This window comes from Neorhizobium sp. NPDC001467 (genome assembly GCF_050275975.1).
Classification (GTDB): Bacteria; Pseudomonadota; Alphaproteobacteria; order Rhizobiales; family Rhizobiaceae; genus Neorhizobium.
Map to the genome: position 1 here is coordinate 697,225 of NZ_JBNNPS010000001.1, position 23,789 is coordinate 721,013.

The 23,789-nt window shown below is 62.3% G+C and carries 23 protein-coding genes, 1 tRNA gene and 1 pseudogene; 13 read left to right on the forward strand and 12 right to left on the reverse strand.

Going from position 1 to position 23,789, the window contains the following annotated elements:
* Positions 1-19: 19 nt before the first annotated feature.
* Positions 20-2,071: an RNA polymerase sigma factor RpoD gene (gene rpoD / locus ACQKKX_RS03530; RefSeq protein WP_427568867.1), complete on the forward strand. Its 2,052-nt coding sequence runs from the start codon at positions 20-22 to the stop codon at positions 2,069-2,071.
* A 79-nt stretch (positions 2,072-2,150) separates the two neighbouring features.
* Here the strand turns inward: rpoD and ACQKKX_RS03535 are convergent, their stop codons facing one another.
* From ACQKKX_RS03535 to ACQKKX_RS03550, 4 genes are read right to left on the reverse strand one after another with little or no spacing between them, the layout of a single operon-like run.
* Positions 2,151-2,573, reverse strand: coding sequence for a type II toxin-antitoxin system VapC family toxin (locus ACQKKX_RS03535; RefSeq protein ID WP_427568869.1), 423 nt, complete (start codon positions 2,571-2,573; stop codon positions 2,151-2,153).
* The gene (locus ACQKKX_RS03540) at positions 2,573-2,833 is read right to left on the reverse strand and encodes a type II toxin-antitoxin system Phd/YefM family antitoxin (protein ID WP_427568870.1); all 261 of its coding nucleotides are present in this window, start codon (positions 2,831-2,833) and stop codon (positions 2,573-2,575) included. Before ACQKKX_RS03540 ends, ACQKKX_RS03535 begins: the two co-directional genes overlap by 1 nt.
* 55 nt (positions 2,834-2,888) lie before the next feature.
* A complete protein-coding gene (locus ACQKKX_RS03545; protein ID WP_427568873.1) occupies positions 2,889-3,233 on the reverse strand; it encodes a DMT family transporter in 345 nt (114 codons plus the stop codon).
* Positions 3,230-3,793 (reverse strand): TetR/AcrR family transcriptional regulator, encoded by a 564-nt coding sequence (locus ACQKKX_RS03550; protein ID WP_427568875.1) that lies wholly within the window; start codon positions 3,791-3,793, stop codon positions 3,230-3,232. The genes ACQKKX_RS03545 and ACQKKX_RS03550 overlap by 4 nt, the downstream gene beginning before the upstream one ends.
* 45 nt (positions 3,794-3,838) lie before the next feature.
* Here ACQKKX_RS03550 and ACQKKX_RS03555 point away from each other — a divergent pair, with 45 nt between their 5' ends.
* A complete protein-coding gene (locus ACQKKX_RS03555) occupies positions 3,839-6,100 on the forward strand; it encodes a DUF930 domain-containing protein (protein ID WP_427568877.1) in 2,262 nt (753 codons plus the stop codon).
* Positions 6,101-6,105: 5 nt separating this feature from the next.
* Here the strand turns inward: ACQKKX_RS03555 and ACQKKX_RS03560 are convergent, their stop codons facing one another.
* Entirely contained in the window at positions 6,106-6,867 is a 762-nt protein-coding gene (locus tag ACQKKX_RS03560; protein ID WP_427568878.1) for a polysaccharide deacetylase family protein, read from the reverse strand.
* 657 nt (positions 6,868-7,524) lie between these two features.
* Between ACQKKX_RS03560 and ACQKKX_RS03565 the strand changes: the two genes are divergently transcribed.
* Both ACQKKX_RS03565 and ACQKKX_RS03570 read left to right on the forward strand, forming a co-directional pair.
* Complete coding sequence (locus ACQKKX_RS03565) at positions 7,525-7,947, forward strand: secondary thiamine-phosphate synthase enzyme YjbQ (protein WP_427568880.1); 423 nt, start codon at positions 7,525-7,527, stop codon at positions 7,945-7,947.
* 133 nt (positions 7,948-8,080) lie between these two features.
* Complete coding sequence (locus ACQKKX_RS03570; RefSeq protein WP_427568882.1) at positions 8,081-8,422, forward strand: hypothetical protein; 342 nt, start codon at positions 8,081-8,083, stop codon at positions 8,420-8,422.
* A gap of 110 nt (positions 8,423-8,532) precedes the next feature.
* Here the strand turns inward: ACQKKX_RS03570 and ACQKKX_RS03575 are convergent.
* Positions 8,533-8,608: transfer RNA gene (locus ACQKKX_RS03575), tRNA-Ile, on the reverse strand.
* A gap of 159 nt (positions 8,609-8,767) precedes the next feature.
* Between ACQKKX_RS03575 and ACQKKX_RS03580 the strand changes: the two genes are divergently transcribed.
* The 3 genes from ACQKKX_RS03580 to ACQKKX_RS03590 all read left to right on the forward strand — a co-directional run bounded on the left by ACQKKX_RS03580 (position 8,768) and on the right by ACQKKX_RS03590 (position 11,064).
* Positions 8,768-9,529, forward strand: a complete 762-nt coding sequence (locus ACQKKX_RS03580; RefSeq protein WP_427568884.1) for an SIMPL domain-containing protein — start codon at positions 8,768-8,770, stop codon at positions 9,527-9,529.
* A gap of 275 nt (positions 9,530-9,804) precedes the next feature.
* The gene (locus ACQKKX_RS03585) at positions 9,805-10,014 is read left to right on the forward strand and encodes a hypothetical protein (RefSeq protein ID WP_427568886.1); all 210 of its coding nucleotides are present in this window, start codon (positions 9,805-9,807) and stop codon (positions 10,012-10,014) included.
* A gap of 72 nt (positions 10,015-10,086) precedes the next feature.
* Positions 10,087-11,064: a LacI family DNA-binding transcriptional regulator gene (locus ACQKKX_RS03590; protein WP_427568888.1), complete on the forward strand. Its 978-nt coding sequence runs from the start codon at positions 10,087-10,089 to the stop codon at positions 11,062-11,064.
* Positions 11,065-11,128: 64 nt separating this feature from the next.
* Here the strand turns inward: ACQKKX_RS03590 and ACQKKX_RS03595 are convergent, their stop codons facing one another.
* The 5 genes from ACQKKX_RS03595 to ACQKKX_RS03615 form a co-directional block, all read right to left on the reverse strand.
* The gene (locus ACQKKX_RS03595; RefSeq protein WP_427568890.1) at positions 11,129-12,397 is read right to left on the reverse strand and encodes an ABC transporter substrate-binding protein; all 1,269 of its coding nucleotides are present in this window, start codon (positions 12,395-12,397) and stop codon (positions 11,129-11,131) included.
* Positions 12,398-12,461: 64 nt separating this feature from the next.
* On the reverse strand, positions 12,462-13,298 hold the full coding sequence (locus ACQKKX_RS03600; protein WP_427569341.1) for a carbohydrate ABC transporter permease: 837 nt from the start codon (positions 13,296-13,298) through the stop codon (positions 12,462-12,464).
* Positions 13,295-14,227: a carbohydrate ABC transporter permease gene (locus tag ACQKKX_RS03605; RefSeq protein WP_427568892.1), complete on the reverse strand. Its 933-nt coding sequence runs from the start codon at positions 14,225-14,227 to the stop codon at positions 13,295-13,297. Before ACQKKX_RS03605 ends, ACQKKX_RS03600 begins: the two co-directional genes overlap by 4 nt.
* Positions 14,220-15,383 (reverse strand): ABC transporter ATP-binding protein, encoded by a 1,164-nt coding sequence (locus ACQKKX_RS03610; protein WP_427568894.1) that lies wholly within the window; start codon positions 15,381-15,383, stop codon positions 14,220-14,222. Before ACQKKX_RS03610 ends, ACQKKX_RS03605 begins: the two co-directional genes overlap by 8 nt.
* Complete coding sequence (locus ACQKKX_RS03615; protein ID WP_427568896.1) at positions 15,380-16,240, reverse strand: metallophosphoesterase family protein; 861 nt, start codon at positions 16,238-16,240, stop codon at positions 15,380-15,382. The genes ACQKKX_RS03610 and ACQKKX_RS03615 overlap by 4 nt, the downstream gene beginning before the upstream one ends.
* A 244-nt stretch (positions 16,241-16,484) precedes the next feature.
* Here ACQKKX_RS03615 and ACQKKX_RS03620 point away from each other — a divergent pair, with 244 nt between their 5' ends.
* The 4 genes and pseudogenes from ACQKKX_RS03620 to ACQKKX_RS03635 all read left to right on the forward strand — a co-directional run.
* Positions 16,485-16,748, forward strand: coding sequence for a hypothetical protein (locus ACQKKX_RS03620; RefSeq protein WP_427568898.1), 264 nt, complete (start codon positions 16,485-16,487; stop codon positions 16,746-16,748).
* Between the two features lie 84 nt (positions 16,749-16,832).
* Positions 16,833-17,654, forward strand: a complete 822-nt coding sequence (locus tag ACQKKX_RS03625; protein WP_427568899.1) for a bifunctional allantoicase/(S)-ureidoglycine aminohydrolase — start codon at positions 16,833-16,835, stop codon at positions 17,652-17,654.
* Between the two features lie 99 nt (positions 17,655-17,753).
* Positions 17,754-17,945, forward strand: coding sequence for a hypothetical protein (locus ACQKKX_RS03630; protein WP_427568901.1), 192 nt, complete (start codon positions 17,754-17,756; stop codon positions 17,943-17,945).
* A 301-nt stretch (positions 17,946-18,246) separates the two neighbouring features.
* Positions 18,247-18,603 (forward strand): annotated as a pseudogene (locus ACQKKX_RS03635) (response regulator); the annotation flags it as partial.
* A 227-nt stretch (positions 18,604-18,830) separates the two neighbouring features.
* On the opposite strand, the gene ACQKKX_RS03640 reads toward ACQKKX_RS03635, so the two are convergent.
* Entirely contained in the window at positions 18,831-20,159 is a 1,329-nt protein-coding gene (locus ACQKKX_RS03640; protein ID WP_427568903.1) for a dicarboxylate/amino acid:cation symporter, read from the reverse strand.
* A 201-nt stretch (positions 20,160-20,360) separates the two neighbouring features.
* On the opposite strand from ACQKKX_RS03640, the gene ACQKKX_RS03645 reads away from it, so the two are divergent.
* A complete protein-coding gene (locus ACQKKX_RS03645; protein WP_427568905.1) occupies positions 20,361-22,283 on the forward strand; it encodes a sensor histidine kinase in 1,923 nt (640 codons plus the stop codon).
* Positions 22,280-23,638 carry a sigma-54-dependent transcriptional regulator gene (locus ACQKKX_RS03650; protein ID WP_427568907.1) on the forward strand — a complete coding sequence of 453 codons (1,359 nt, stop codon included), beginning with the start codon at positions 22,280-22,282 and terminating at the stop codon, positions 23,636-23,638. Before ACQKKX_RS03645 ends, ACQKKX_RS03650 begins: the two co-directional genes overlap by 4 nt.
* The last annotated feature ends 151 nt before the right edge of the window (positions 23,639-23,789 follow it).

Below are 23,789 nucleotides of genomic sequence, written 5' to 3' on the forward strand. Positions count from 1 at the left end.
AGGGAAAGCGACGAAATAAATGGCAACTAAAGTCAAAGAAAACGAAGAAGCAGAAACCGAACGCGAAGGCGCTACGGATGGTCCGCTTCTCGATCTTTCCGATGACGCGGTCAAGAAAATGATCAAGGCCGCCAAGAAGCGCGGCTATGTGACCATGGACGAGCTGAATTCGGTGCTTCCCTCCGAAGAAGTGACGTCCGAGCAGATCGAAGACACGATGGCCATGCTTTCGGACATGGGTATCAACGTTGTCGAGGACGAGGAAGCCGAGGAAAAGGCCGAATCGGACGACGACGGTGACGACGATTCCGACAGCGAGGGTGGCGAACTGGCGCCCAGCGGCGGCACGGCCGTCGCGACCGCAAAGAAGAAGGAACCGACCGACCGTACCGACGATCCGGTGCGCATGTACCTGCGCGAAATGGGGTCGGTGGAGCTGCTGTCGCGCGAAGGCGAAATCGCCATTGCCAAGCGCATCGAGGCCGGCCGCGAGACGATGATTTCCGGTCTCTGCGAGAGCCCGTTGACGTTCCAGGCGCTGATTATCTGGCGCGACGAACTCAACGAAGGCACGACGCTGCTGCGCGAGATCATCGACCTCGAAACCACCTATTCCGGCCCGGAAGCCAAGGCTGCGCCGCAGTTCCAGAGCCCGGAAAAGATCGAGGCCGACCGCAAGGCCGCCGAGGAAAAGGAAAAGACCCGGCGCGCCCGCAATCCTGCCAATGACGACGACATCACCAATGTCGGCGGCGGCGACATGCCGGCCGAGGAAGAGGAAGAGGACGACGACGAATCGAGCCTATCGCTTGCCGCCATGGAAGCGGAACTGCGTCCGCAGGTCATGGAAACGCTCGACGTCATCGCCGATACCTACAAGAAGCTGCGCAAGCTGCAGGATCAGCAGGTCGAGGCCCGCCTTTCCTGCACCGGCACGCTTTCGAGCGGGCAGGAGCGTCGTTACAAGGAGCTTAAGGATCAGCTGATCACGGCGGTCAAGTCGCTGTCGCTGAACCAGAACCGCGTCGACAGCCTGGTCGAACAGCTCTACGACATCTCCAAGCGTCTGATGCAGAACGAGGGCCGTCTGCTGCGTCTGGCCGAATCCTATGGCGTCAAGCGCGATTCGTTCCTTGAACAGTATCAGGGTGCCGAGCTCGATCCGCACTGGATGAAGTCGATCGCCAATCTTGGCGCGCGCGGCTGGAAGGAATTTGCCAAGTCGGAAAACGACACGATCCGCGACATCCGTCAGGAGATCCAGAATCTGGCAACGGAAACCGGTATTTCGATTTCGGAATTCCGGCGCATCGTGTCGATGGTACAGAAGGGCGAGCGCGAAGCGCGGATCGCCAAGAAGGAAATGGTCGAAGCAAATCTTCGCCTCGTCATCTCCATCGCCAAGAAGTACACCAATCGCGGCCTGCAGTTCCTCGACCTCATTCAGGAAGGCAATATCGGCCTGATGAAGGCGGTCGACAAGTTCGAATACCGTCGCGGTTACAAGTTCTCGACCTATGCGACCTGGTGGATCCGTCAGGCGATCACCCGTTCGATTGCCGACCAGGCCCGCACGATCCGTATCCCGGTGCACATGATCGAGACGATCAACAAGATCGTTCGCACGTCGCGCCAGATGTTGCACGAGATCGGTCGCGAGCCGACGCCGGAAGAGCTGGCCGAAAAGCTTGCGATGCCGCTCGAAAAGGTCCGCAAGGTCCTGAAGATCGCCAAGGAGCCGATCTCGCTCGAAACCCCGGTGGGTGACGAAGAGGATAGCCACCTCGGTGACTTCATCGAGGACAAGAACGCGCTTCTGCCGATCGACGCCGCCATTCAGGCGAACCTGCGCGAAACGACGACCCGTGTCCTGGCATCGCTCACCCCGCGTGAAGAGCGCGTTCTGCGCATGCGTTTCGGTATTGGCATGAATACCGACCACACGCTCGAGGAAGTCGGCCAGCAGTTCTCGGTTACCCGCGAACGTATCCGCCAGATCGAAGCGAAGGCCCTGCGCAAACTGAAGCACCCGAGCCGTTCGCGCAAGCTGCGCTCGTTCCTCGACAGCTGATCGGCTGACGGTACGAAGACATCAACAGACCCGGTCCACCGAAAGGTTGGCCGGGTTTTTGTTTGGCTCAAGAGTGTGTTCAGAGCAGTGTGCAGCGGGCGCCAAGGGTATTGGCGGCGGTGGCGAAGCGTTTGTCGAGTGTGACAATTTCTGCGTTGAGTTCCGTCGCTGCGGCGAGGTGAAGGGCGGCGCCGGAGCGGAGGCCGGTTTGGCGGTGATTGCAGTATGTTGCTGCGATATTGAAATGTGCGCGCTTGATCGGGAAAAGCCGGAGCGATTTATCCAGCAGCAGGGAGGACTCCAGAAGCGCAGCCTGATGTTTCTCAGCGGAAATCTGCCCAGTCCGATATTTGAGGGATAGGGCAGAGAAAATCTCTGTCAGCGTCCAGTCGCTTACCGCAAATGCCGAAGAGCCTTGTTTTTCAAACCACGCTTCGACCTTGGGCGCCTCGCCTTCATCAGTTAGAAAAGCGATGATAACCGACGTGTCGATGTAAAGCATCAGTAGCGCTCGTCGTCACGCATCCGCCGCATGAATGTGCCGGCGTCCTCACTTTGGGGAGGCATGCCGTTCCTCAGAATACGGAGCCGTTCGAAGTCGATAGGTTCCTTCTTTCGTCCACTGTCATGGGGCCTGACAGGCGCGCTCAACGTCGCCACCGGCTCGCCATCCCGCAGGATCTCCACCCTTTCGCCGCGTGCCACGCGGTCGATCAATTCGCCGAGCTTTTCCTGCGCTTCTGCAACTGACACGGCTGCCATCGGAACCTCCAGGCTTCACGGCAGGCATCATACGCTCGGGCAGATATTCCTGCAATCAATGAGAAACGCTGTTGGAAAACACGTTGACCACCACGACGCCGGCAATGATCAGGCCAAGGCCGATGATGGCGGCAAGATCGAGCGTCTGCTTGAACAGGAACACGCCGACCGCCGATACCAGCACAATGCCAAGTGCACTCCAAATGGCATAGGCAATACCGACCGGCATGGTTCTGAGCACGATCGACAGTAGATAGAAGGCGGCGCCGTAACACAGCGCCATGCCGATCGTCGGCAACGGCCGGGTGAATTGCTGGCTCTGCTGCAGGAGCGTCGTGCCAACGACTTCGAGCGCGATGGCGGCGGCCAGCGAACCATAGGTGAGGAGAACAGGGTTCATGGTTTCGATGTCATGGTGTTGAGTTGAGCATGCAGCCGGTCGAGTTCGCCGGCCGGTAGACCGGCAATTTCGGTGAGGTTGGCAAGCCAGATGCCGTCCGCCGCGTAGCGCGCCAGTGCCAGCTGCGGATCGCTATCGGTCGCGGCATGGCGCTTCACACGTTCCCGCATCCAGTCGCACCACAGCCCGCGCAGCCTGGCATCCGTCATGCATGAGAGGGACAACGCCGCCCATGGGCTGCTGGCGCCCTCCCGGGTCACCTGAAAAAAGGCGTCGATATAGGCGCGGGTGAAACGGCCGTGTGAGACCGGGTCCGACGCCATGCGGGTGTCGATCTCATCGTCGAGCGTGGCAAGGAGGTCTTCGAACACAGCCGCAATCAGCGCCTGCTTGCTCGGAAAATGATGCAGCAACCCGCCCTTCGTCACCTGCGCGGCATCAGCAACGGTTTGCAGGGTCAGGGCGGTGAGCCCCTCTTCGGCGGCTTGGCGGGCGGCGTGGTCGAGAAGGGAGCGGCGGACCGCATCCGGCTGTTTTTCGCGACGATGAGCTTGTGACATGGCCTAAACATACCGGTTGGTCGGTTTGTTTGCAAGGGAGCGAAGATGCTGCGTGATCGTCTTTTGATCGCCGCCAGACTCGATCCGGCCGGACATTCGTTCTACATCAGCACAATGGTGGACAGGACGACGGACAGCGCGACGACACGACAGCGGATGCTGGGTTGGGGGATTGCCGCCTCGCTTGGCATCCATGCCGTTATTGCCTTCATCGCCCTTTACGACCTTCCGGCCGTTCTGCCGCAGCAGCCGGCGGAAGAGGCGCTTAATGTGGAGATCGTCATGCCGATAGCCGGGCAGGAGAACCCACGGGGCGAAACCCACGCGCAGCCCGACCCTACGACGCCAGAGGCGGCCGAGCCGGACACGGTGGAGCCTCCATCCGCTGCGCCGCCGCAGTTGTCATCCGCGGAAAAACCGCAGCTGCTGCCTGCGGGCAACAAACCGGCCGGGCCTTCCGCGAGCGAGAAATCGCCAAATGAGATAGACCTGGCTGAGAAAGCTCCGGCAGGCTTGCCCGGGGCCGCTGCCGTCAAATCTCCGGCAACCGCAGAGGATCAGGCCGCAGACGCTGGGGCAGCTGAACCTCTGCCGCAAGGCGCCGCCCCCACGGCGCCGCAGCCGGAGCTGGCTCAGGTTGATAGGGCCCAGTCGACGCCATCCCAATCTCGGCAGCACAGTTCGCAGGAGGCCCAACCCGTAGAGCCAAGGCCGGAAAAAACCGAGGCCGAGGCGGCCCAGGACGCCGAAGCCGCGCCCATGCCGCAAGCCGAGCAGAGGGAGCCATCGCAGCGCGCGGCCGGCACGCCTCTGGATCGTCTGCGCCCGGTCTTCCAGTTTGGCGACACCGATGCGAACCTGGATACCGGTGGGGGTCCGGATAGCCAGGCTGACGCCGACGCCGCATCCACGTTTGCCGCGGAGGACGAAGCGGCAACCGTGGCCGGCATTGCGGATGAGCCGAATGCCGAGCCGCCAACCGACCTCACCAACCCTGCCTCCCAGAGGCCTACGGATGGTGCCGCCGCGGACGCAGCCGGGACGACAGGTCGCGGAACGGATGGGACCGAGGCGGATGGTCCCAGAACGGCTGATCCGGTAACGGACAGTGTCGCGAAGGACGAGTCTACAACGGGCGAGGTGGCGACGACGGGCGAGGCGGCAGCGATGGACGGTGCCGGTACGCGTGAAGTCGGGACAAATGACGCCAGTGACGAGGCAAGGCCCAAAGCCGACGGTGGCGCTGGCGATGAGCCGCGGCCCGACGTGTCCGAACAAGACGGCCTTGCTGCGGCCGCCGTTCAGCCGGATCGAGAGCGAGCTGAAGGAAAGGACGACGGCCAGGGTGCCGGCGAGGGCGCCGGCAACGAAGACGAGCCGGGTGCTGACAAAGGCCTGAGTGCTTATGACGGCGCGGTCGCTGGCGATGGCCAGGATGGTGGCATGGGGCGGAATGCCGTCGTTGGCCAAGGCGTTGACGCGGCCGACGCCGAGACTGGAGCTTCAACCCCTGCCGTTCCACAGATACTGTCGGTGCCGCAGAGCGGGGCGGGTGCGGACGGTCGCCCCAGCGTGCCTGCCGCCTCGCAAGCGCCTGGCCAATCGCCTTACCAGGCGGCGGAGGGAGCCCGGCCTGACTCTGTCAGTGATGGTTCGAATGGGGCCGGCAAAGACGCGACGTCAAAGTCGGGCGGCGGGGCCAACGCCAACGCCGTTGGCGGGGCCGGCCCGGACGCAGTTGCCGGGGTACGCGACGCGCCTGCCGGCGTGAAACGCGACGACGCAGCCGGCAGCGGACGCGACGATGCTGCCGGCGGCACGAGTGGGCGCACTTCTGGTGGGGCGGACGAGAACGCCGGATCTTCGGCGTCCGGTGGACCGGAGGCGATGTCCGACCGACCTGGCGGCAGGGCAAATGAACAGGGCGCACCAGGCGACGCGGCAGCCATGGCGCCGGCAAAGCGCCTGTTTTCGCGCCGTGTCGCCAATCAGCCGATGGCCGTCATGGCGATGAACGTGATGACCCGGGAGCAGCGCGCCGCCGAATTATGCAGTACGGAGCTGCGCGAACAGCTGCGGCATGGCACGCCCGTCTATAATCCCGATATCCTGCCGCGGCCGCAGCTGACGGGAGAAAACAGCATCGAGGTTCAGGCGGTGGGCTTTCGTGCCCGACAAAGGTGGCATGAGGTCAGCTTCCGCTGCGTCGTGGACAAGGATGCCCGCAAAGTGATTTCCTTTGCCCATCGCGTTGGCGGCGCAATTCCCAAAAGTGAATGGCGCAAACGCGGCTTCCCGGCCTATTGAGCGTCCTATTGACCAGGTACGCCGGACAGTCCGGCGATGTCGCGGGTGCTGTCCCGGTCCCCGATCGGCTCGACATCCGACAGGCGCACGAAGGCGACGCCGCGCTTTTTCAAGGCGAGCAGCGCGCGTGCCACGCCTTCTCCCGCCGCATGGCTCGGCTGATTGATATGGGCAAGTATCACGTCGCCGTCGCTGGCCGATGCGATCCTCTTTTCCGCAAGCGCGGCGCCAAGCAGCGAGCCGCCATCGCCGTTCACGGAATAGCCGGCGATCCTGTAGCCCATGGCGCGGATCTGGCGAATGGCGCTCGCATCGTATTTCGCGGTTGCGCCACGAAACCAGTGGGGCGGCGAGAGGCCGGCCTGTCGCATGGCGTCGGCTCCGCCCGCCACTTCGTCGTGGACACCCTTCGGGGAACCGGCCGACGCGATGCCGTAGATCGTCGTCTTAGTCTCAACTGCCGGCACGTGATTCTGCCCGTGATTTTCGACCTCGAACAGGTCGGGATTCTGCTGGAGAAGCGCCACGGCCTGCGGATTGCCGCGTAGCCAGCGGGCCGTGACAAAGATCGTTGCCGGAATGCGCTCGGCCACCAGAACGGAGAGGATGCGATCGTCGGTCTTGCCCATGCAGGCATCAAAGGTCAGCGCTATACGCGGCTGCCTGACATTGCCGGTCCCCGGAATATGCAGACCGGGTTCAGCAAGTGTCCGGTCTGGCCGGATACGGCTTTCGAGCGCTTGGGCCTGCAGTGCACGGTCCGTCATTGCCCGTTCCGATGGGGTGTGGGCAGTGTGGGATTGGCCTGTTTTCAGGCTGCTAGTCTGGACGGGGTTTGGCGCGGAGGAACCGCTTTGACGTTGCGGTGAGAAGGGCCGGCCAGTCTGCGCCCGGTTCGCCGGGACTGCATCCTCAGGGAGGTCCTCGCCGGGCCGTTGGCGACCGGAGATCTGAGGGCCGGGCTTTTGCCGTGTCAGGCTATGCCGCACGGCGCCTGGAGCCACATGCACCTCCTGCGACCGGGCGGGCGTAGTCTGTGAACCGATCGCCGCAAGACCGGGCATGCGGTCGGCCGCCGCCGCTGGCGCCATGGCCGCCCGCCCGGATTCACGCACGACCCCGGTGGGGGCCCCTTCCTGCGCCTGTGCATTGGAGGCAAGAAGGACAAGGGCGACGAGCCCGAGGTGGGAATGGGACATGATCGAGGCTGGCCGCATGTGAAAAAGTTGAAACGCCATAGGGGAACCGGGCCGAAAAAGCCATGGCGGTGCCCACGAAAAGGCCGCGGCAAGACCGAAAAGACGGGAAGGTGTTGCCGCCGCATGATAATCGTGGCCGTTGACGATTGCCCATCGCCCATCTTGCGGAAATCGTCGACCGCACCATCTGAGGTCTCCGACATCTGGCAGGAAGGATCTTGAACCATGCCGCAAACGATCATCAGCGTGACGACGCGCGGCCAGGGCCTTTACGCGATCACGACACAGGTCGAGGATTTTCTGCGCGCAAACGATGTGAACGAAGGTTTGTTGACTGTTTTCGTGCGTCACACATCCTGCTCGCTGCTCATCCAGGAAAATGCCGATCCCGACGTGCGGCATGACCTTCGGCAATTCTTCCGGCACATCGCTCCTCCCTCGGACGATCCGTCGATGCGATGGATGCGCCATACGACAGAGGGGCCCGACGACATGCCGGCCCATATCAAGGCGGCGCTGACGGCGGTCTCCCTCGGCATTCCGGTGTCGCGCGGCGCCATGGTTCTGGGCACCTGGCAGGGCATTTACCTGTTCGAACATCGCGATCGTGCGCACCGCCGCGAGGTCGTGCTGCATCTGAGCGCCTGAGCCGCATGCTGGCTTTTCGCGTGTCCCCTTGATGAACGCAGGATGAATGCTTGCTTCGGACCCGGTTCAGGTGTCTCTGCCTAATCTGCCAGCATCTCCGGATAACCGGAGCCATTCATTGCTGGAGAGAACAGTGACCCATATCGTTGTGAAGGCTGGACTTGCAGCCCTGGTCGCCTTGACTTCTTTTGGCGCCACCCTGACCGGTGCCGCTGCTGCCGGACCCGATTACGGCGTCTATGTCCAATATTACGATCGTGACCGTGGTCCGCCGCCACGCGATTTCCGCGGCCCGCCGCGCCGTGACCGCTGCGATTCCTGGCTTGCCGAGGAAAAGGCCAGCCGCATGGGCCTTCGCCGCGCCCGCGTCGTTGACGTATCCCGACGGGTGGTCGTTGTCGAAGGTTTCGACCGTCGCGGCCGCGACCGTATCGTGTTTGCCAATGAACGCGGCTGCCCGGTCATCCGTCGCTGACGGATCGGCTCCCTGCCGAAAGAATTCCATCTCCGTCGCCCGTTGATGGAATATGGCCGCTCTTCGTTTCGTCTCCCCGACTGGCGAAGAGCGGTTTTTTTATGGGAAATTGGTGGGCCCGGAGGGACTCGAACCCCCAACCAAGCGGTTATGAGCCGCCGGCTCTAACCATTGAGCTACAGGCCCCGGCCGTCGGCGACGGCTGGCGTTGGCGCAATGGTTCGCCGTCCGCGCAACCGCTCTAACGTAATTTGACAGACGTCACAAGCCGTTGCCGCATTAGGTTCACAATCGTTCGCCACCACAACGCGTCGAACCGCTTTCATTCACACAAGGATCGTTTTCATGCGCTGCACTCCTCATCGTTCCATCGCCGGCCGGCTTTCCACCGTGGTTGCGGCGACGCTCGTTGCACTGCCGCTTGCCGCCACGTCCGTCAGCGCGCAGGATCGCGCCCCCCATGAGCCGGTCGTCCGGGTCAGCGGTACCGGCGAAGCCTCGGTCGCGCCGGACATGGCGATCATCAACCTGACCGTTGCCCGCAATGGCGAAACCGCACAAAAGGCACTCGCCGACAACAATGCGGCGATGAACCAGGTCCTGACCGCGCTCAAGAAGGCCGGCATTGCCGACAAGGATCTGCAGACCAGCAATTTCTCGATCTATCCGCAATACCAGCAAAACGAGCCAAAGGACGGTCGCGTCGACCCGCCCCGGATCATCGGCTACGAGGTGCAGAACGGTCTGACGGTGAAGATCCGCGACCTCAAGGCTTTGGGCAATATCATCGACCAGTCGGTCACGCTCGGCGTCAATCAGGGCGGCCAGATCACCTTCACCAATGACGACCCCTCCGCCGCACGCAGCGAAGCCCGCAAGAAGGCGGTGGCGGACGCCATGGATAAGGCCCTCACGCTGACTGAGGCTGCCGGTGTCAAGGTCGGAAAGGTGATCGATATCAGCGAGGGCGAGGATCGCTTCATGCCGCCGTCGCCCGCACCGCGCATGGCGATGATGAAGGCTCAGTCCGATGGCGTGGCGGTGGCTGCCGGCGAAAACACCTATTCGATCGCGGTCACGATGACGTTTGCGATCGAGGACAAATAAGAGGCGCTTGCCGCTGGGAGGAGGGTGCGCCTTCCTCTTTCTTTTTCGCAAAGATGTCTCGCGAGATGGCGGTCAATATCCGGGCCGTCAGTCGTGGGGCGGTGCTGCTATCCGCCTGTTCGCACGCATTTTTTTGACTTCCAATCCCCGCTTTGCGCGGGTTGGTGCGGCTGTCTTTCGCTCACGTTAACGCTTTACTTTAAAGCTAAATATACCGAATTTGGCCTGCGATCTTCTGTAGTCTCGCGCATATGGGGAACTATGGGGGACTGAGAATGCATGATCTCGAGAACGTCGTGGCCGGATTGAAGAAGGTCCGCGAAGAGGTGCGCATCATCGACGATCGCAGTACCATGTCGCATTTGGTGGCGCTAGCGCTGCACGAGGCCCTGCTGGCGGCCTGGGATTCGGTGATGCGCGATCCCGACGAGAAGCGCAAGGCGGCGCGGTTCTTCCGCCTTTACGCGATCATGCCCAAGGACTGACGCCAGCTATGTCGTAATACCGTCGCGGAAGCTTCATAATTCTGCGCCGGAACTAACGCGGAGCGTCGGAACATGGCAACACTGGAAGAGGTGGCGAGACGGGCAGGCTGTTCCGTGGCAACGGCCAGCCGGGCCCTTTCCGACCGGGGTGCGGTCAGCGACAGTGCGCGCAGGCGGGTGGTCAAGGCGGCGGCCGAGCTCGGTTACCGCGCATCGGTGATGGCCGCCGGCAAGGCAGCGCGGCGGCCGGTCATCGGGCTTCTGATCCCAAGTATCACCAACCCGGTGTTTGCCACATCGGTATCGGTGATCCAGAACCGCATGCTGGTGGGCGGTCACGGCGTGCTGATCGCCCAGTCGAATTACGATCCGGCGCAGGAGGCGAATGCGATCGCCGCGCTTTTGAACGAGCGACCGACCGGCCTGATCCTGACGCTTTGCGACGCCGCCAGTTACCAGCCGCCCGATGGAGACATGCCGCCGACCGTGCTGATGCACAACCGACCGACAAGCGCGTTCACGGCGGCGGTCACCACGGATAATTTCGCGGCAAGCCGAACGATGACCGATCACATGATCGCGCACGGGCACAGCCGCATTCTGTTCGTGTCCGGCCGTTTTGCGGCCTCGGACCGGGCGCGGCATCGGTATGAGGGCCATGTCGGAGCCATGCGGCGGGCGGGGCTGGAACCGATCCCGGCAGTGGAGATCGGTTTTACCGAATATGATCGGCTCGATCTCGGCGAGGCTTTGCGACTGACGCGACCGACGGCGATCATTGCTTCAAACGATTTGTTGGCGTTGGGCGTGATCGGTGCCCTGAAGCGTGAGGGGCTTTCGGTTCCAGGCGATGTGTCGGTTGGCGGGTTCGATGGGATTTCCATCGGCCGGCTGATCGATCCGGTGCTGACGACGATCGAGATGCCGGATGTCAGCATGGGGGCGGCGGCCGCGTCGTTGCTGCTGGATATCGCCGAAAACCAAGCGCCGACGCGGCATCTCGATGTGCCGTTCACGATGCGACCCGGCGGCACTGTCCGGGCAATCTGATCTTCCATAAATCAAAACCGCCGCACGATTTTTCGTACGGCGGCTTTCTACAGAGATGAAGAGCTTAGCTGCGCGGCAGCAGGCGCTTCACTTCCTTGGCGGCATCGTCCAGTGCTTCTTCCGGCTTGGCCGACCGGTCAACGACGCGCGAAGAGTTGTCGACGATCGTCTGGGTGACGCGCACGCCATTGGAACCCGGGAAGGCGTACCACGGGATCATGCGCGGCATCTGCTTCAGGCCAGCCTGGAAGAGCGGGTTCTTGGCGTAGAAATCACCGAGATATTCCGGCGACTTGGCAGCCAGTTCGTTGTTCGGAACGTAGCCGGTGCCGGGAACGACAACCGAGGCGCCGTAAGGGCCGGCTGCGAACTTGGCGAACTTCCAGGCAGCGTCCTGCTTGGCTGCATCCTTGGTCAGGATGACGACGGCGTTGCCGCCGGTCGGCAGCTTGCCGCCCACCGGGTCGAGTAGCGGGATTTCTGCCGTGCGCAGGTCGAACTTGCCGCCAACGTTCTTGATGGTGTTGGCAAGAGCACCCGTCGTCTGGAAGGCGAAACCGACCTTGCCGGCAACGAAGGCCTGCTCACCGGCAGCCTTGGTGAAGACCGGCATGCCGGCTTCCTTGACCAGACGGTCGAGCACGCCAAAAGCCTTCTGGCCTTCAGGACCGTTGAACGCGACCTTGCTTTCGTCTTCCGACAGCATGGTGCCGCCGGCGCCGAACAGCAGCGCGGAGAACATCCAGTCGTCACCCTGCCAGCGGAAATCGACCGAGTCGACGCCGTTGCCGAGCGCCTTGATCTTGGCGCCAAGAGCGATCACTTCGTCCCAGGTCTTCGGCGGCTGGTCGGGGTTGCCACCGGCAGCTTTTACCAGATCGGCATTGTAGTACATGATCGGGTTCGAGGTCGCGAAAGCGAGACCGACCTGCTTGCCGTTGACCTGTGCCAGCTTCAGGATCGTGTCCGAAAAGCCCTGTTCCGCCATCGAGGCTTTGTCCTTGGCCATGAACGGCGCGAGATCGACCGGGATCGAGCGCTCGTCGGCCATGCGCAGGCGGTTGAGGCCGATAAAGGTCAGGTCCGGCATTTCGGACGTGCCGGCCTGGCGCATGATCGTCTGGATGCCTTCCTCATAGGTCGGCGACGGGTTTGCGAACTCTATTCTGATGTCCGGGTTTTCTTCCATGAACTTCTTGGACACCTTGTCCATGACGTCCTTGAAGAAGCCGGGCATCGGGTAATGCACCGTCAGCGTGGTTTCGGCGTGGGCCGGGAAAGCGGCTGCCATGGTGATGGCGGCGGCCGAGAGAAGTTTTGCAAAATGCTTCACTGCATTTCTCCTTGGGAGGATGGGCGGGAGGATTGGGGATAGGTGAGGCGACCGGTTGGTTGGGCTATCCCTTCAGACCGGTCATGGTGATGCCCTCGACGAAGCGTTTTTGTGCGAGAAGGAATGCCGCAACGAGGGGAAGGGTGATAATCAGGGTGGCGGCCATCAGCGCGCCGTAGTCGTCGCCTGCTTCGGCTGCCCGGAAGAACAAGAGGCCGAGTGGCGGGGTGGCATAGTCCTGGTTGGAGACGACGATCAGCGGCCAATAGAGGTCGTTCCAGTGGGCAACCACGGAAAAGATCGCGAAGGCGGTGATGGCCGGCCAGGCATTGGGCACGATGACGCGCATGACGATGCCGAGTTCCGACATGCCGTCCAGACGGGCGGCGTGGATGAGATCGTCCGGCATGGCGCGAAAAAACTGCAGGAACAGGAAGATCGCAAAGACCGAGATCGAGAACGGGGCAACAAGCGCCGTGTAGCTGTTCAGAAGCGCGGCGCTGTCGAAGGCGACATAGAGCGGCAGCGAGGTGGCATGGATCGGCACCAGCAGGCCGAGCATGACCAGCGCCATCAGCAGGCGGGCAGCGCCGAATTTCAGCTTGGCCATGGCATAGGCGCAAGGGATGGCGATGATCACCTGGATGACGAAGATCAGGCCGCAGACGATGACGCCGTTCCAGAGCAATTGGCCCATCGAGACGCGGCCAAAAGCCTTGGCGAAATTCTCGAGGTAAAAGAACTGCGTCGGGATGAGCGACAGCGACGAGGTAAAAATCTCGCTCTGGCCCTTGCCGGCGGTGGAGATCATGAAGATGTAGGGCGCGAGGAAGATGAGTGCGCCGAGCGACAGGAGGGTGAGGCGGATGGCGCGGCCGAGGGAAAAGGTTTCGGTCATCAGTAGTGCACCTTCCGGTCGACGAGGCGGTATTGCGCGAACATCATCACCACCAGCACGGCGAGGAAAACCACGGTCATGGCCGAGGCGTACCCGACGCGCAGGTAGACAAAACCTTCCTGGTAGATGGTGAAGAGCAGGACTTCCGATGCCTTGTTGGGGCCGCCTTCGGTAAGCGTTTTCACCGTCTCGAAAACCTTCACCGCATTGATGATGCTGATCGCGGTGACGAAGACCGTGGTGGGGCCGAGCATGGGCAGGGTGACGAGGAAAAAGCGATCGAGCGAGGACTTTGCGCCATCGATTTCGGCGGCGGCGTAGAGATCACGCGGGATGGCTGTGAGACCGGCGAGGAACAGGATCATGTTGAACCCGACCGTCTGCCAGACGCCGATCATCGACAGGCTGTAGAGAACGGTGCCGGCGGAACCGAGCCAGTTGGGGCCGGGCAGGCCCATCAGGTTGAGCAGGCTGTTGACCGGGCCGATGGTGGGGTGCAGCAGGTACTGCCAGACGGTGGCCATGGCGACGAGCAGCGAAGCGACCGGCAGGAAATAGGCCGTGCGGAAGAAGGAGCGGCCGAGCTTTTCGCTTTCGATCAGCAAAGCCACACCGAGGCCGAGCAGGATCGAAGCGGGTGCGACGATCGCGGTATAGACGGCGGTGTTCCACAAAGACTGGCGGAACGTGCGGTCGCCCATCAGTTCGGCGTAGTTTTCAAAACCGATAAACTTGAACGTGCTGTAACCCAGTTCGAAATCGGTGAAGCCGAGCGTGATGACGGCGACGACCGGGGCGAGGATGAACAGCACGATCAGGATCATGGCCGGTGCCGCCAACATCCAGGCGACGCGGGCTTCGTGACGTTCACTGACGTTGACGATCGGGCGTGATTTCTCGACGGGGATAGAGATGGCGGTCATGTCAGCCATGCGCCCGCTCCAGCTGGGTGGTGAAGGTGAGATCGGCGCGCAGGCGGGCGCCATCGGCACCGAACACCATCAGGCGTTCGCCCTGCGGAACTAATGTCACCGGCTTGCCGGCAACAAGGCCCTTGGCTTCCGAAGGCGCGAGCTTGACGACCATGCTTTCGCCGATCGCGTCGAGCTTGGTGTAGACGATCACTTCCGAGCCCAAAAATTCGAGACGCTCGATATGGGCGGGCAGGCCCGGCGTGCCGAGATCGGCAATCGAGAGGAATTCCGAGCGGATGGCAACGGTAATGTCAGCGCCCGGCGACAGACGTTCATGCGGCTGCAGGCGCCAGGTGCCGAGCGTGACGGCGCCATCGACATCGACGCGGCTGGCAATGGTGTTGATACGCGGCTGGCCGACGAATCTGGCCACTTCGATATGGGCCGGATCGTCGTAGATCACTTCCGGCGCTGCAAGCTGCAGCAGGTTGCCGGACATCATGACGGCGACGCGGTCGGCCATGGACAAAGCTTCGGCCTGATCGTGCGTGACGTAAAGCGTCGGGACACCGGCGCGGCGGTGCAGGTCGACGATTTCGCCACGGGCATGGACGCGCAGGTTGGCATCGAGGTTGGAAAGCGGCTCGTCCATCAGGAACAGGCCGGGCTGGCGCACCATGGCGCGGGCAAGCGCCACACGCTGACGCTGACCGCCGGACATCTGGCCCGGCTTGCGGTCGAGCAGGTGGTCGATCTTCAGCGAGCGGGCCATGTCGGTGACCTGTCGCATGATGTCCTTGCGGATTTTGCGCTGGCTCGGCAGAGCCGAGCCGATGATTGGCAGGCGCTGCATCGAGGTCAGGTTGCGCATGGCGAGCGGCACGGCGATGTTCTGGCCGGCGGTCAGATGCGGATAAAGCGCGTAGGACTGGAACACCATGGCGACGTTGCGTTCGGCCGCGACCAGGCGCGTCAGGTCGCGGCCGCCGGCAACGATCTCACCGCTGTCGGCGCCTTCAAGACCGGCGACGATGCGCAGCAGCGTGCTCTTGCCGCAGCCGGAGGGGCCGACCAGCGCGATGAACTCGCCGGCTTCCGCCTCCAGGCTGATGCCCTTCAAGATGTGGTTGTCACCGAAGGACTTGGTGACGTTCCTGATGGAAAGCGCGCTCATTCGGCCGCCTCCGGTGCAGCTTTCTTGGCGCTCTGCGGATAAACTTCCTCGATGACGTCATCGATGACATGGGCGACCATGCCCGGAACGGCGACGATGGTGCTCTTGACCGTGTTCCCGAATTCGTGGACGACGGCACCGACTAGACGTTCGCCCGGCATTTCGCGCTCAAGCGTGTCGATGATGAAGGCGGCGGCCGGCCCCCAGACGAGGGCAGTGTTCTCAAACTTGCCTTCCCATGCCCAGTGCAGATGGCCGCTGGCGAACAGGGCGACGTCGTGGGCGGCGATCAGATCAAACATGCGGCCGCGCTGGGCCGGACGCAGGCCCCAGTAGCCGGTGTCGCCTTCCTGTGGTTCATCGACGAACAGCGGCTTGTGCGAGAACATGGCGACGCGGCGGTCGCCACGGTTTTCCAGCACTTCCTTCAGCCAGACGAACTGGGCTTCTTCTTCCGTGCCATCGGCGTCGTCGCCCTGGCCGAACAGGAGGGCGTTGAGGCCGATGAAACGCCAGTTGCCGTTCTCGGTGTCGGCATCGTGGAACCAGTAATCGCGACCGACCATGTCGCGCCAGCGGCTGAGGCGCTCGGCGTTGACGGGCTGCGGTGAGCCGGGCAGGTGGCCGACATCGTGGTTGCCGGGCAGGATCAGCATCGGCGCTGACGTTTCGCGCATCAGGTCCATGGAGAAGGAGAGGTCGTTGCCGTGGTCCGCGCCATCGACTGAAAGGTCGCCCGTGTGAATGACCAGATCCGGCTCTTCTGCCTCGATCCACTGCAGGAGCGGCGCCCAGTTGCCATTGAAATGCGGTTTTGTGGGGCTCAGGTGTGTATCGGTGATCTGGATGACTTTCATGGGGCAAACTCCAACATTCCGGCGGGCAGCCTTCATGGCGCCCCGCATCTGTTGAGCGGCGTCTTAGCGAGCTTGCTTGTCAGTCAAATTACAGGGGTTTCCAGTTTGCTTCCATTTTCGTCATGGAACCGTCATCTGGTCGCTCCCGCTTCAGGCGAAAAGCGCCTGCCATGACGAAAAAGGAAAGACTGAAATAAACCTGTCGCATGAAGTGTGTATTGGCCGGCGCAAAGGAGCCAAGATCATGTTTCGAGACCTCACGCTGCACCAGGCCATTCAGGACCCGCTGATCGCGCAGATGCGCAAGGCGGATGGCATCGGCATGGAGGAATTCGCGACATTTCTGATGAAGGCTGCCGACCATTATCGCGTCACTGAGCTTGAAAGTCTGCAGCGCCGCCGGGTCGACCAGTTCTACCGGCTGATCGGCGCCGGTGACATTCACATGCCGCCGCCCCGCGACGTGCCGCGCCATGTGGTCAAGGGGCCGATCTGGGACCTTTGCTGAGGTTGAAACCGGCGCGCTATACGCCATTGCCGAAGCCCGATGAGGGTGCTTACACTTGAGGCATCCATCAAAGGGGTGCCGCGCATGAATCCCTCGACCTATTATTCCGCATTGGGCGGCCTGCCGTCGCAGACGCAGACGCTCTCCAGCAAGGCCGTCTTCACCACGGCCTATGCGGTTATCCCGAAAACCGTGATGACCGATATCGTGACCTCGCTCCTGCCGCATTGGGACAGGACGCGGGCCTGGATACTGGCGCGTCCGATGACCGGTTTTGCCGAGACGTTTTCGCAATATATCGTCGAGATCTTGCCGGGTGGCGGCAGCGCGCGGCCGGAGCCGGATGCGCGGGTGCAAGCCGCGCTCTTCGTCGTGTCGGGCTGCATGGCGGTCACGCTGGATGGTGAAAAGCATGAATTGAAAACGGGATCGTTTGCCTATGTGCCGGCCGGTTCTGTCTGGACGATCTCCAACGACACCGGCGAGGTGGTCCGATTCCATTGGGTGCGCAAGGTCTTCAAAGTGGTGGACGGGCTGGAGGCGCCGCCGGCGATCTTCTCCCACGAGGACGATTGCGCAATGCACCCCATGCCGGATACCGATGGACGCTGGGCGACGACGCGCTTCATCGATCCGTCCGATCCGCGCTACGACATGCATCTCAATATCGTGACGTTCGAACCGGGCGGGACCATTCCGTTCATGGAAACTCATGTCATGGAGCACGGACTTTATGTACTGGAAGGCAAGGCTGTCTACCGGCTGAACGCCGACTGGGTAGAGGTGGAGGCCGGCGATTTCATGTGGCTGCGCGCCTTTTGTCCGCAAGCCTGTTATGCCGGCGGGCCGGGGCGGTTCCGCTATCTGCTCTACAAGGACGTGAACCGCCACGCCGATCTCTGGTAGCCGTATGGTCCAGGTTGAGGGACGGGATGCAGATGCGCCGCTTCGGAACCGTCCTCGTTCGTCGACGTTGTTTCTGAGATAGAAACGATGGAGGATCCGATGGGAATGACGCCTGACAATACCAGCAATGCGCCGTCCGAAGCGGTAAAATCGCTTCAGGACGAAAAGAGCGAGCAGCGGCGCCAGGAAACCGAAAGCGAACTGGACGAGGGGCTTGAGGACACGTTTCCCGCCAGCGACCCGGTTTCCGTGACCCGTCCGGACAAGACCGCCAACGACCGGGACCTCTGAGAAACGCATGGGCTTCGATACCCGCCCGGTGCCGAGCGTCTGACTGCAATCCCACGGCCCCGTGACGGGGCGGCCGCAGTGCCCATTGAAGGCGAGGCGGACGTCCCGTTACGGCTTGTCGAACAAAAAACTGTACGATCCGCAATCTTGTCTTAATAATGCCCCACCTTATCTGTTCTGAAACGGGGTCCGTCGGACGGCCCCTGTTCGTTCCATGCCCGGTTCATGCCGCGCGGCCGACAACCAGAACAACAGAGACAGCCCCGGGGGTACCGAAATGAGCGACCTGCAGCAGCAACGCCGAATCCTGATGGTCGATGACGACGTGCTGATCGCCATGACCTCCGTCGATATGCTGGAGGAACTGGGCCATACCGTTGTCGAGGCGCATTCCGGTCGCGAAGCGCTTGAACTGCTCGGCAAGGCTGTCGAGGGTGGCAGTCCCATCGACCTGATGATCACCGATTTTTCCATGCCGGGCATGAACGGCGCCGAACTGGCACAGCATGCGCGCAAACTCGTACCTGGCTTGCCTATCCTGCTTGCCAGTGGTTACACCGATCTGCCGCAGGGCATGGATATCGATGTCGGGCGGTTGGGCAAACCTTACTCACAGGAAGAACTGGCGAGCGAAATCGCCAAGGTACTGGTGGAATAGTTTTCGCTGCTATCAATGACGCTTGACGGTCCGGGTTTGGTGCCGGGGCCGTGCGTCCTAGGGCTTGCCGGTTGGTTGTTTGCTCTTCGGTGCTTGCCGTTGCACAGGACCGGGACGGTTTTGTTAAAAGACATATGGCAGGCTTGGTGCTTCTGCCGGAACAACGCAAAGGCCCGGGGCATGACTGCTCCGGGCCTTTGTGCATGTCGGGTCTTGGGAGGACCTGATTACTCGGCCGGCTGCAATGCTGCCGGGGTCGGTTCGCCGGAAATTTCGCCGGCCATCGCCTTGTCGAGCAGCGTCTTGTCCAGTTCGCCTTCCCAGCGGGCAACGACGATGGTGGCGACCGCATTGCCGACAAGATTGGTGAGCGCGCGGCATTCCGACATGAAACGGTCGATGCCGAGGATCAGCGCCATGCCGGCGACGGGAACGGCGGGGACGACCGAGAGGGTCGCCGCAAGGGTGATGAAGCCCGCACCGGTAATGCCGGCGGCGCCCTTCGACGAAAGCATTGCGACAAGCAGAAGCAGGATCTGGTCGGTGAGCGAGAGGTTGATACCGGTCGCCTGGGCGATGAAGAGGGCAGCCAGCGTCATGTAGATATTGGTGCCGTCGAGGTTGAAGGAATAGCCGGTCGGGATGACAAGGCCGACCACCGAGCGCTTGCAGCCGGCGCGTTCCATCTTCTGCATCAGGTTGGGCAGGGCCGCTTCCGAGGAGGAGGTGCCGAGAACCAGAAGCAGTTCCTCCTTGATGTAGCGGATCAGCGCCAGGATGGAGAAGCCGTTATACTTGGCGACCGCACCAAGCACGACCAGCACGAAGACGAGGGCCGTGATGTAGAAGGTGAGGATGAGGAAGGCCAGGTTGGCAACCGAGCCGATGCCATACTTGCCGATGGTGAATGCCATCGCGCCGAAGGCGCCGATCGGGGCGGCCTTCATCAGGATGGCGACGAGACGGAAGATCGGGGCGGTAAGCGCGGTCAGGAAGTCGAGAACCGGCTTGCCCTTTTCACCGACCATGCCGAGCGCAATCCCGAACAGGACCGAGAAGAACAGGACCTGCAGGATATCGCCCTGCGCAAAGGCGCCCACGATGGTTTCTGGGATGATGTTCATCAGGAACCCGGTGATCGTCGTTTCATGCGCCTTGGTGGCGTAGGTGGCGACCGCCTTGCCATCGAGCGAGGCCGGATCGATGTTCATGCCGGCACCCGGCTGCAACAGGTTGCCAATGACCAGGCCGACGATCAGCGCGAGGGTCGAGAAGGTGAGGAAGTAGATCATCGCCTTGCCGGCGACGCGGCCAACTTTCTTCAGATCCGCCATGCCGGCAATGCCGGTGGCGACCGTCAGGAAGATGACCGGGGCGATGATCATCTTCACCAGACGAATGAAGGCGTCGCCCAGCGGCTTCAGGCTGGCGCCGAATTCCGGGTAAAAATGGCCCAGCAGCATGCCGGCGATGATGGCCGTCACAACCTGGAAATACAGGTGGCGATAGAAGGGAAGGGCCTCCGCCTTCGGTGCAGCGGGTGCATGAATATCCATAATGTCCTCCAGATGCCCCGCTCAAGGTTTCCTACCCGGGGCAGCAGTTGATAGAATGTGAACAGAACAGCAAGCGCCATGCCAACTCTTGTTTCAATCGATTAAGTCATTGATATTATGGTGGTACCGAAGACCTTAGGAAAAAGTCCTGCCACCATTTGTGCGAAATTCCGCACTCGATCTTGAGATGTGTGTGGAATCATGCTCATTGGCGTCATGTCGTCTCTCCTGGGCCATCAAACCGAAGACCTGCTGCAGAAGCGGTTTCGCCGTGCATGGGCATTGTTTGCCATTGTCGCCCTTGGTCTCGGTATTCTGCTCGGCGGTGTCGTGGAAAGGTTCGCGCGCGTGTCAGCGCTCGCCGGCCTGGAAGCACGCGGCCGCACCGAGGCGGATCTCAAGGTGGCGCTGTTGCGCGCGTCGCTGGAGCGGCCGCGCGCCCTGCCTCTGCTTCTGGCCGGCGACCGCGACGTGCGCGAGGTGCTGAGCGCGGTGTCGGGTGACAAGTCGGGCGATCCCGGGGCATCCAGCGATCGTCAAAGAGCGCTGAATGCCAAGCTGGAGGATCTGGTCGTCCAGACCAATGCGTCGGTCATTTATGTGATCGGACGCGACGGAATTGCTATCGCATCCAGCAACTGGCGCGAACCGACCAGTTTCGTTGGCAACGACTACGCGTTTCGCGCCTATTTCTCCGGGGCGATGAGGGATGGTTCAGCCGAGCATTTCGCGCTCGGGAGCGTCAGCAATCGGCCGGGGCTCTATATCTCGCAGCGGGTCGGGCCGCCGGAGGCTCCGGTCGGCGTCGTGGTCGCCAAGATGGAGTTCGACGCGCTGGAGGCGGAATGGCGCAATTCCGGCCGGCCATCCTATGTAATCGACAGCAATCATGTCGTGCTGGTATCAAGCGTGCCTTCCTGGCGGTTCATGACCACGCAGGCCCTGCAGCCGGCGGCGCTCGGCGCCATCCGCGAAAGCCTGCAATTCGGCGATGCGCCGCTTCTGCCGCTGCCGTTTTCATCCGAGCGCCGGGTGAGTGACGGGGCAGCGCTGGTATGGGCAGTGATGCCTGGCGAGGCGGGCCCGGAGGATTTTCTGCGAATCGATGCGCCGATCGCTTCCACGCCGTGGATGTTCGAATACCTGATGCCGGTCCGTCTGGCGCTTGCCGACGCCATGCGCGAGGCGCGGCTGACGGCGCTTCTCGGCTGGGTCTGCGTGGCGGCGCTGGCCGGCCTGCTTTTGCGGCGGCGGCAGGTGACGGTCATGACCATGGCGCGTGAGCAAAGGGCGCGCGAGGATCTGGAAGAGCGGGTGGCAGCCCGCACGATCGACCTCAGCCTGGCGCGCGACCGGCTGGAGGCCGAAATCGCCGACCATGAGATGACCGACCGCAAGCTGCAGGCGGTGCAGCAAGACCTGGTTCAGGCCAACCGGCTGGCCATTCTGGGCCAGGTGGCGGCCGGCGTGGCGCATGAGATCAACCAACCGCTCGCCACCATCCGTGCCTATGCCGACAATTCCAAAGTGTTTCTCGAGCGTGGAAAGACCGAGAGCGCCGTCGAAAATCTCAGCCTGATCGCGTCGTTGACCGAGCGGATCGGCATCATTACCGAGGACCTCAAGGCCCTGGCGCGAAAAGGGCGAGCGGAAGCGGTGCCGGTCCTTCTCAAAGATGTTTTGGCTGGAGCGCTGATGCTGGTACGCAGCCGCTTTGCGGGCAAGCTGGACATGCTGACAATTTTCCCACCACCGCCCGGGCTGCAGGTCATGGGCAGCCGGTTGCGGCTCGAGCAGGTGTTCATCAACCTCATGTTGAATGCGCTGGAGGCGGTCGAGGGACAGCCGGATGCGCATATTACGGTCACTACGGAGGTTGCCGGCGAGCGGGTGGCGGTCCGCGTGTCCGACAACGGTCCGGGCGTGCCGGCGAAAATTCTGGCGGCCATGTTCGAGCCGTTCAACTCCACCAAGGAACGTGGCCTCGGTCTCGGGCTGGTGATTTCCAAGGACATCGTTTCCGATTACGGCGGCCGTATTGCGGTGGAAAGCGAGCCGGGCCATTCCTGCTTCACGGTGTTTCTGGCAAGCGTGGAAGCGCAGGAAAGCAAGGAGGACCCATGAACGGTGCAACGCCTGTCTTTCTGATCGATGACGATGCGGATCTGCTGCGCGCTACGGGCCAGACGCTTGAGCTTGCGGGTTTCGACGCATCGCTGTTTGCCTCGGCAACAGAGGCGCTGTCCCGGCTCGATGCCGGTTTCGCAGGCGTGATCGTGTCGGATATCCGCATGCCGGGTCTGGACGGAATGGATTTTTTCGAGCGCGTAAAGGCGCTGGATGCGGAGCTTCCGGTCATTCTGATGACGGGCCATGGCGATATTCCGATGGCGGTCAGAGCCATCCAGAACGGTGTATACGATTTTATCGCCAAGCCCTTCGCCACCGAACGCCTGCTGCACTGCATTCGCCGGGCGGCGGAAAGACGTCGGCTGACGCTGGACAATCGCCGCTTGCGGCAGGCGGCGGAGGAGGAGGACGGGGCTGGCCCGCAACTGCTCGGCCAGTCGCCGGTCATGGTGCGGCTGCGCCAGACGCTGAAACAGATCGCCGATACGGATGTGGACGTACTGGTGACCGGCGAAACCGGCAGCGGCAAGGAAGTGGTGGCAAGCCTGTTGCACCGCTGGGGGCGCCGCGCGCAGGGCCACTTCGTCGCCCTCAATTGCGGGGCGCTGCCGGAACAGATCATCGAGAGCGAGCTTTTCGGCCACGAGGCCGGCGCCTTTACCGGGGCGCAGAAGAAACGGGTCGGCCGTATCGAACATTCCGATGGTGGGACGCTATTCCTCGACGAGATCGAAAGCATGCCGATGGCGACACAGGTGCGGATGCTGCGCGTCCTGGAAATGCGCGAGGTGGCGCCGCTTGGCACCAACGACATTCGCCCGATCGACCTGCGGGTGGTAGCGGCGTCCAAGGTGGATCTGGGCGATCCCGCAAGGCGGGAGAGCTTTCGCGAGGACCTCTATTATCGGCTGAACGTCGTGTCGCTTGCCATACCGCCGCTGCGCGAACGGCGGGAGGATGTGCCGCTGCTGTTTGGTTATTTCGCGGAAAAGGCGGCGCGGCGATTCTCGCGCGATCTGCCCGTGCTGTCGGATGCGGTGACGCGACATCTCGCCGATCATCACTGGCCGGGCAATGTGCGTGAGCTTTCGCATTTTGCAGAACGCATCACGCTCGGTCTCGAGCCGATGCCGGATCCCGCGCCGACGAAGGCGGGAAGGGGAGGGGAGGAGGCGCGCTCCCTGCCGGAGCGGATCGATGCGCATGAAGCGCAGATCATCCGCGATACGCTGACCGCCTTTGAAGGCGATGTGCAGCAGACCATCGCAGCGTTAAAAATTCCCCGCAAGACCTTTTACGACAAGCTGCAGCGCCATGGCATCGTGCGCTCGGATTTTGCTGGCAGGTAGGCACGCGTTTACGCGAGCTGACCATTGAAAGGTGATTTCTCCCTGGTAATTTCCTCATTTCTGTCAATGGGATGGCCGTATTTCTCCTGCATTTTTCTGCCAAGTCGGCGGTTCTCGGAATGGCACGGCCACCGGTGTTCGAAACAACCTG

Bases quoted from the DNA above. Each gene is read 5' to 3' on its own strand.
- ACQKKX_RS03545 (WP_427568873.1), bottom strand. From the start codon at position 3,233: ATGAACCCTGTTCTCCTCACCTATGGTTCGCTGGCCGCCGCCATCGCG.
- ACQKKX_RS03565 (WP_427568880.1), top strand. From the start codon at position 7,525: ATGCCGCAAACGATCATCAGCGTGACGACGCGCGGCCAGGGCCTTTAC.
- ACQKKX_RS03555 (WP_427568877.1), top strand. From the start codon at position 3,839: ATGCTGCGTGATCGTCTTTTGATCGCCGCCAGACTCGATCCGGCCGGA.
- rpoD (WP_427568867.1), top strand. From the start codon at position 20: ATGGCAACTAAAGTCAAAGAAAACGAAGAAGCAGAAACCGAACGCGAA.
- ACQKKX_RS03620 (WP_427568898.1), top strand. From the start codon at position 16,485: ATGTTTCGAGACCTCACGCTGCACCAGGCCATTCAGGACCCGCTGATC.
- ACQKKX_RS03640 (WP_427568903.1), bottom strand. From the start codon at position 20,159: ATGGATATTCATGCACCCGCTGCACCGAAGGCGGAGGCCCTTCCCTTC.
- ACQKKX_RS03585 (WP_427568886.1), top strand. From the start codon at position 9,805: ATGCATGATCTCGAGAACGTCGTGGCCGGATTGAAGAAGGTCCGCGAA.
- ACQKKX_RS03610 (WP_427568894.1), bottom strand. From the start codon at position 15,383: ATGAGCGCGCTTTCCATCAGGAACGTCACCAAGTCCTTCGGTGACAAC.
- ACQKKX_RS03650 (WP_427568907.1), top strand. From the start codon at position 22,280: ATGAACGGTGCAACGCCTGTCTTTCTGATCGATGACGATGCGGATCTG.
- ACQKKX_RS03540 (WP_427568870.1), bottom strand. From the start codon at position 2,833: ATGGCAGCCGTGTCAGTTGCAGAAGCGCAGGAAAAGCTCGGCGAATTG.
- ACQKKX_RS03535 (WP_427568869.1), bottom strand. From the start codon at position 2,573: ATGCTTTACATCGACACGTCGGTTATCATCGCTTTTCTAACTGATGAA.
- ACQKKX_RS03605 (WP_427568892.1), bottom strand. From the start codon at position 14,227: ATGGCTGACATGACCGCCATCTCTATCCCCGTCGAGAAATCACGCCCG.
- ACQKKX_RS03645 (WP_427568905.1), top strand. From the start codon at position 20,361: ATGCTCATTGGCGTCATGTCGTCTCTCCTGGGCCATCAAACCGAAGAC.
- ACQKKX_RS03630 (WP_427568901.1), top strand. From the start codon at position 17,754: ATGGGAATGACGCCTGACAATACCAGCAATGCGCCGTCCGAAGCGGTA.
- ACQKKX_RS03560 (WP_427568878.1), bottom strand. From the start codon at position 6,867: ATGACGGACCGTGCACTGCAGGCCCAAGCGCTCGAAAGCCGTATCCGG.
- ACQKKX_RS03550 (WP_427568875.1), bottom strand. From the start codon at position 3,793: ATGTCACAAGCTCATCGTCGCGAAAAACAGCCGGATGCGGTCCGCCGC.
- ACQKKX_RS03590 (WP_427568888.1), top strand. From the start codon at position 10,087: ATGGCAACACTGGAAGAGGTGGCGAGACGGGCAGGCTGTTCCGTGGCA.
- ACQKKX_RS03580 (WP_427568884.1), top strand. From the start codon at position 8,768: ATGCGCTGCACTCCTCATCGTTCCATCGCCGGCCGGCTTTCCACCGTG.
- ACQKKX_RS03625 (WP_427568899.1), top strand. From the start codon at position 16,833: ATGAATCCCTCGACCTATTATTCCGCATTGGGCGGCCTGCCGTCGCAG.
- ACQKKX_RS03615 (WP_427568896.1), bottom strand. From the start codon at position 16,240: ATGAAAGTCATCCAGATCACCGATACACACCTGAGCCCCACAAAACCG.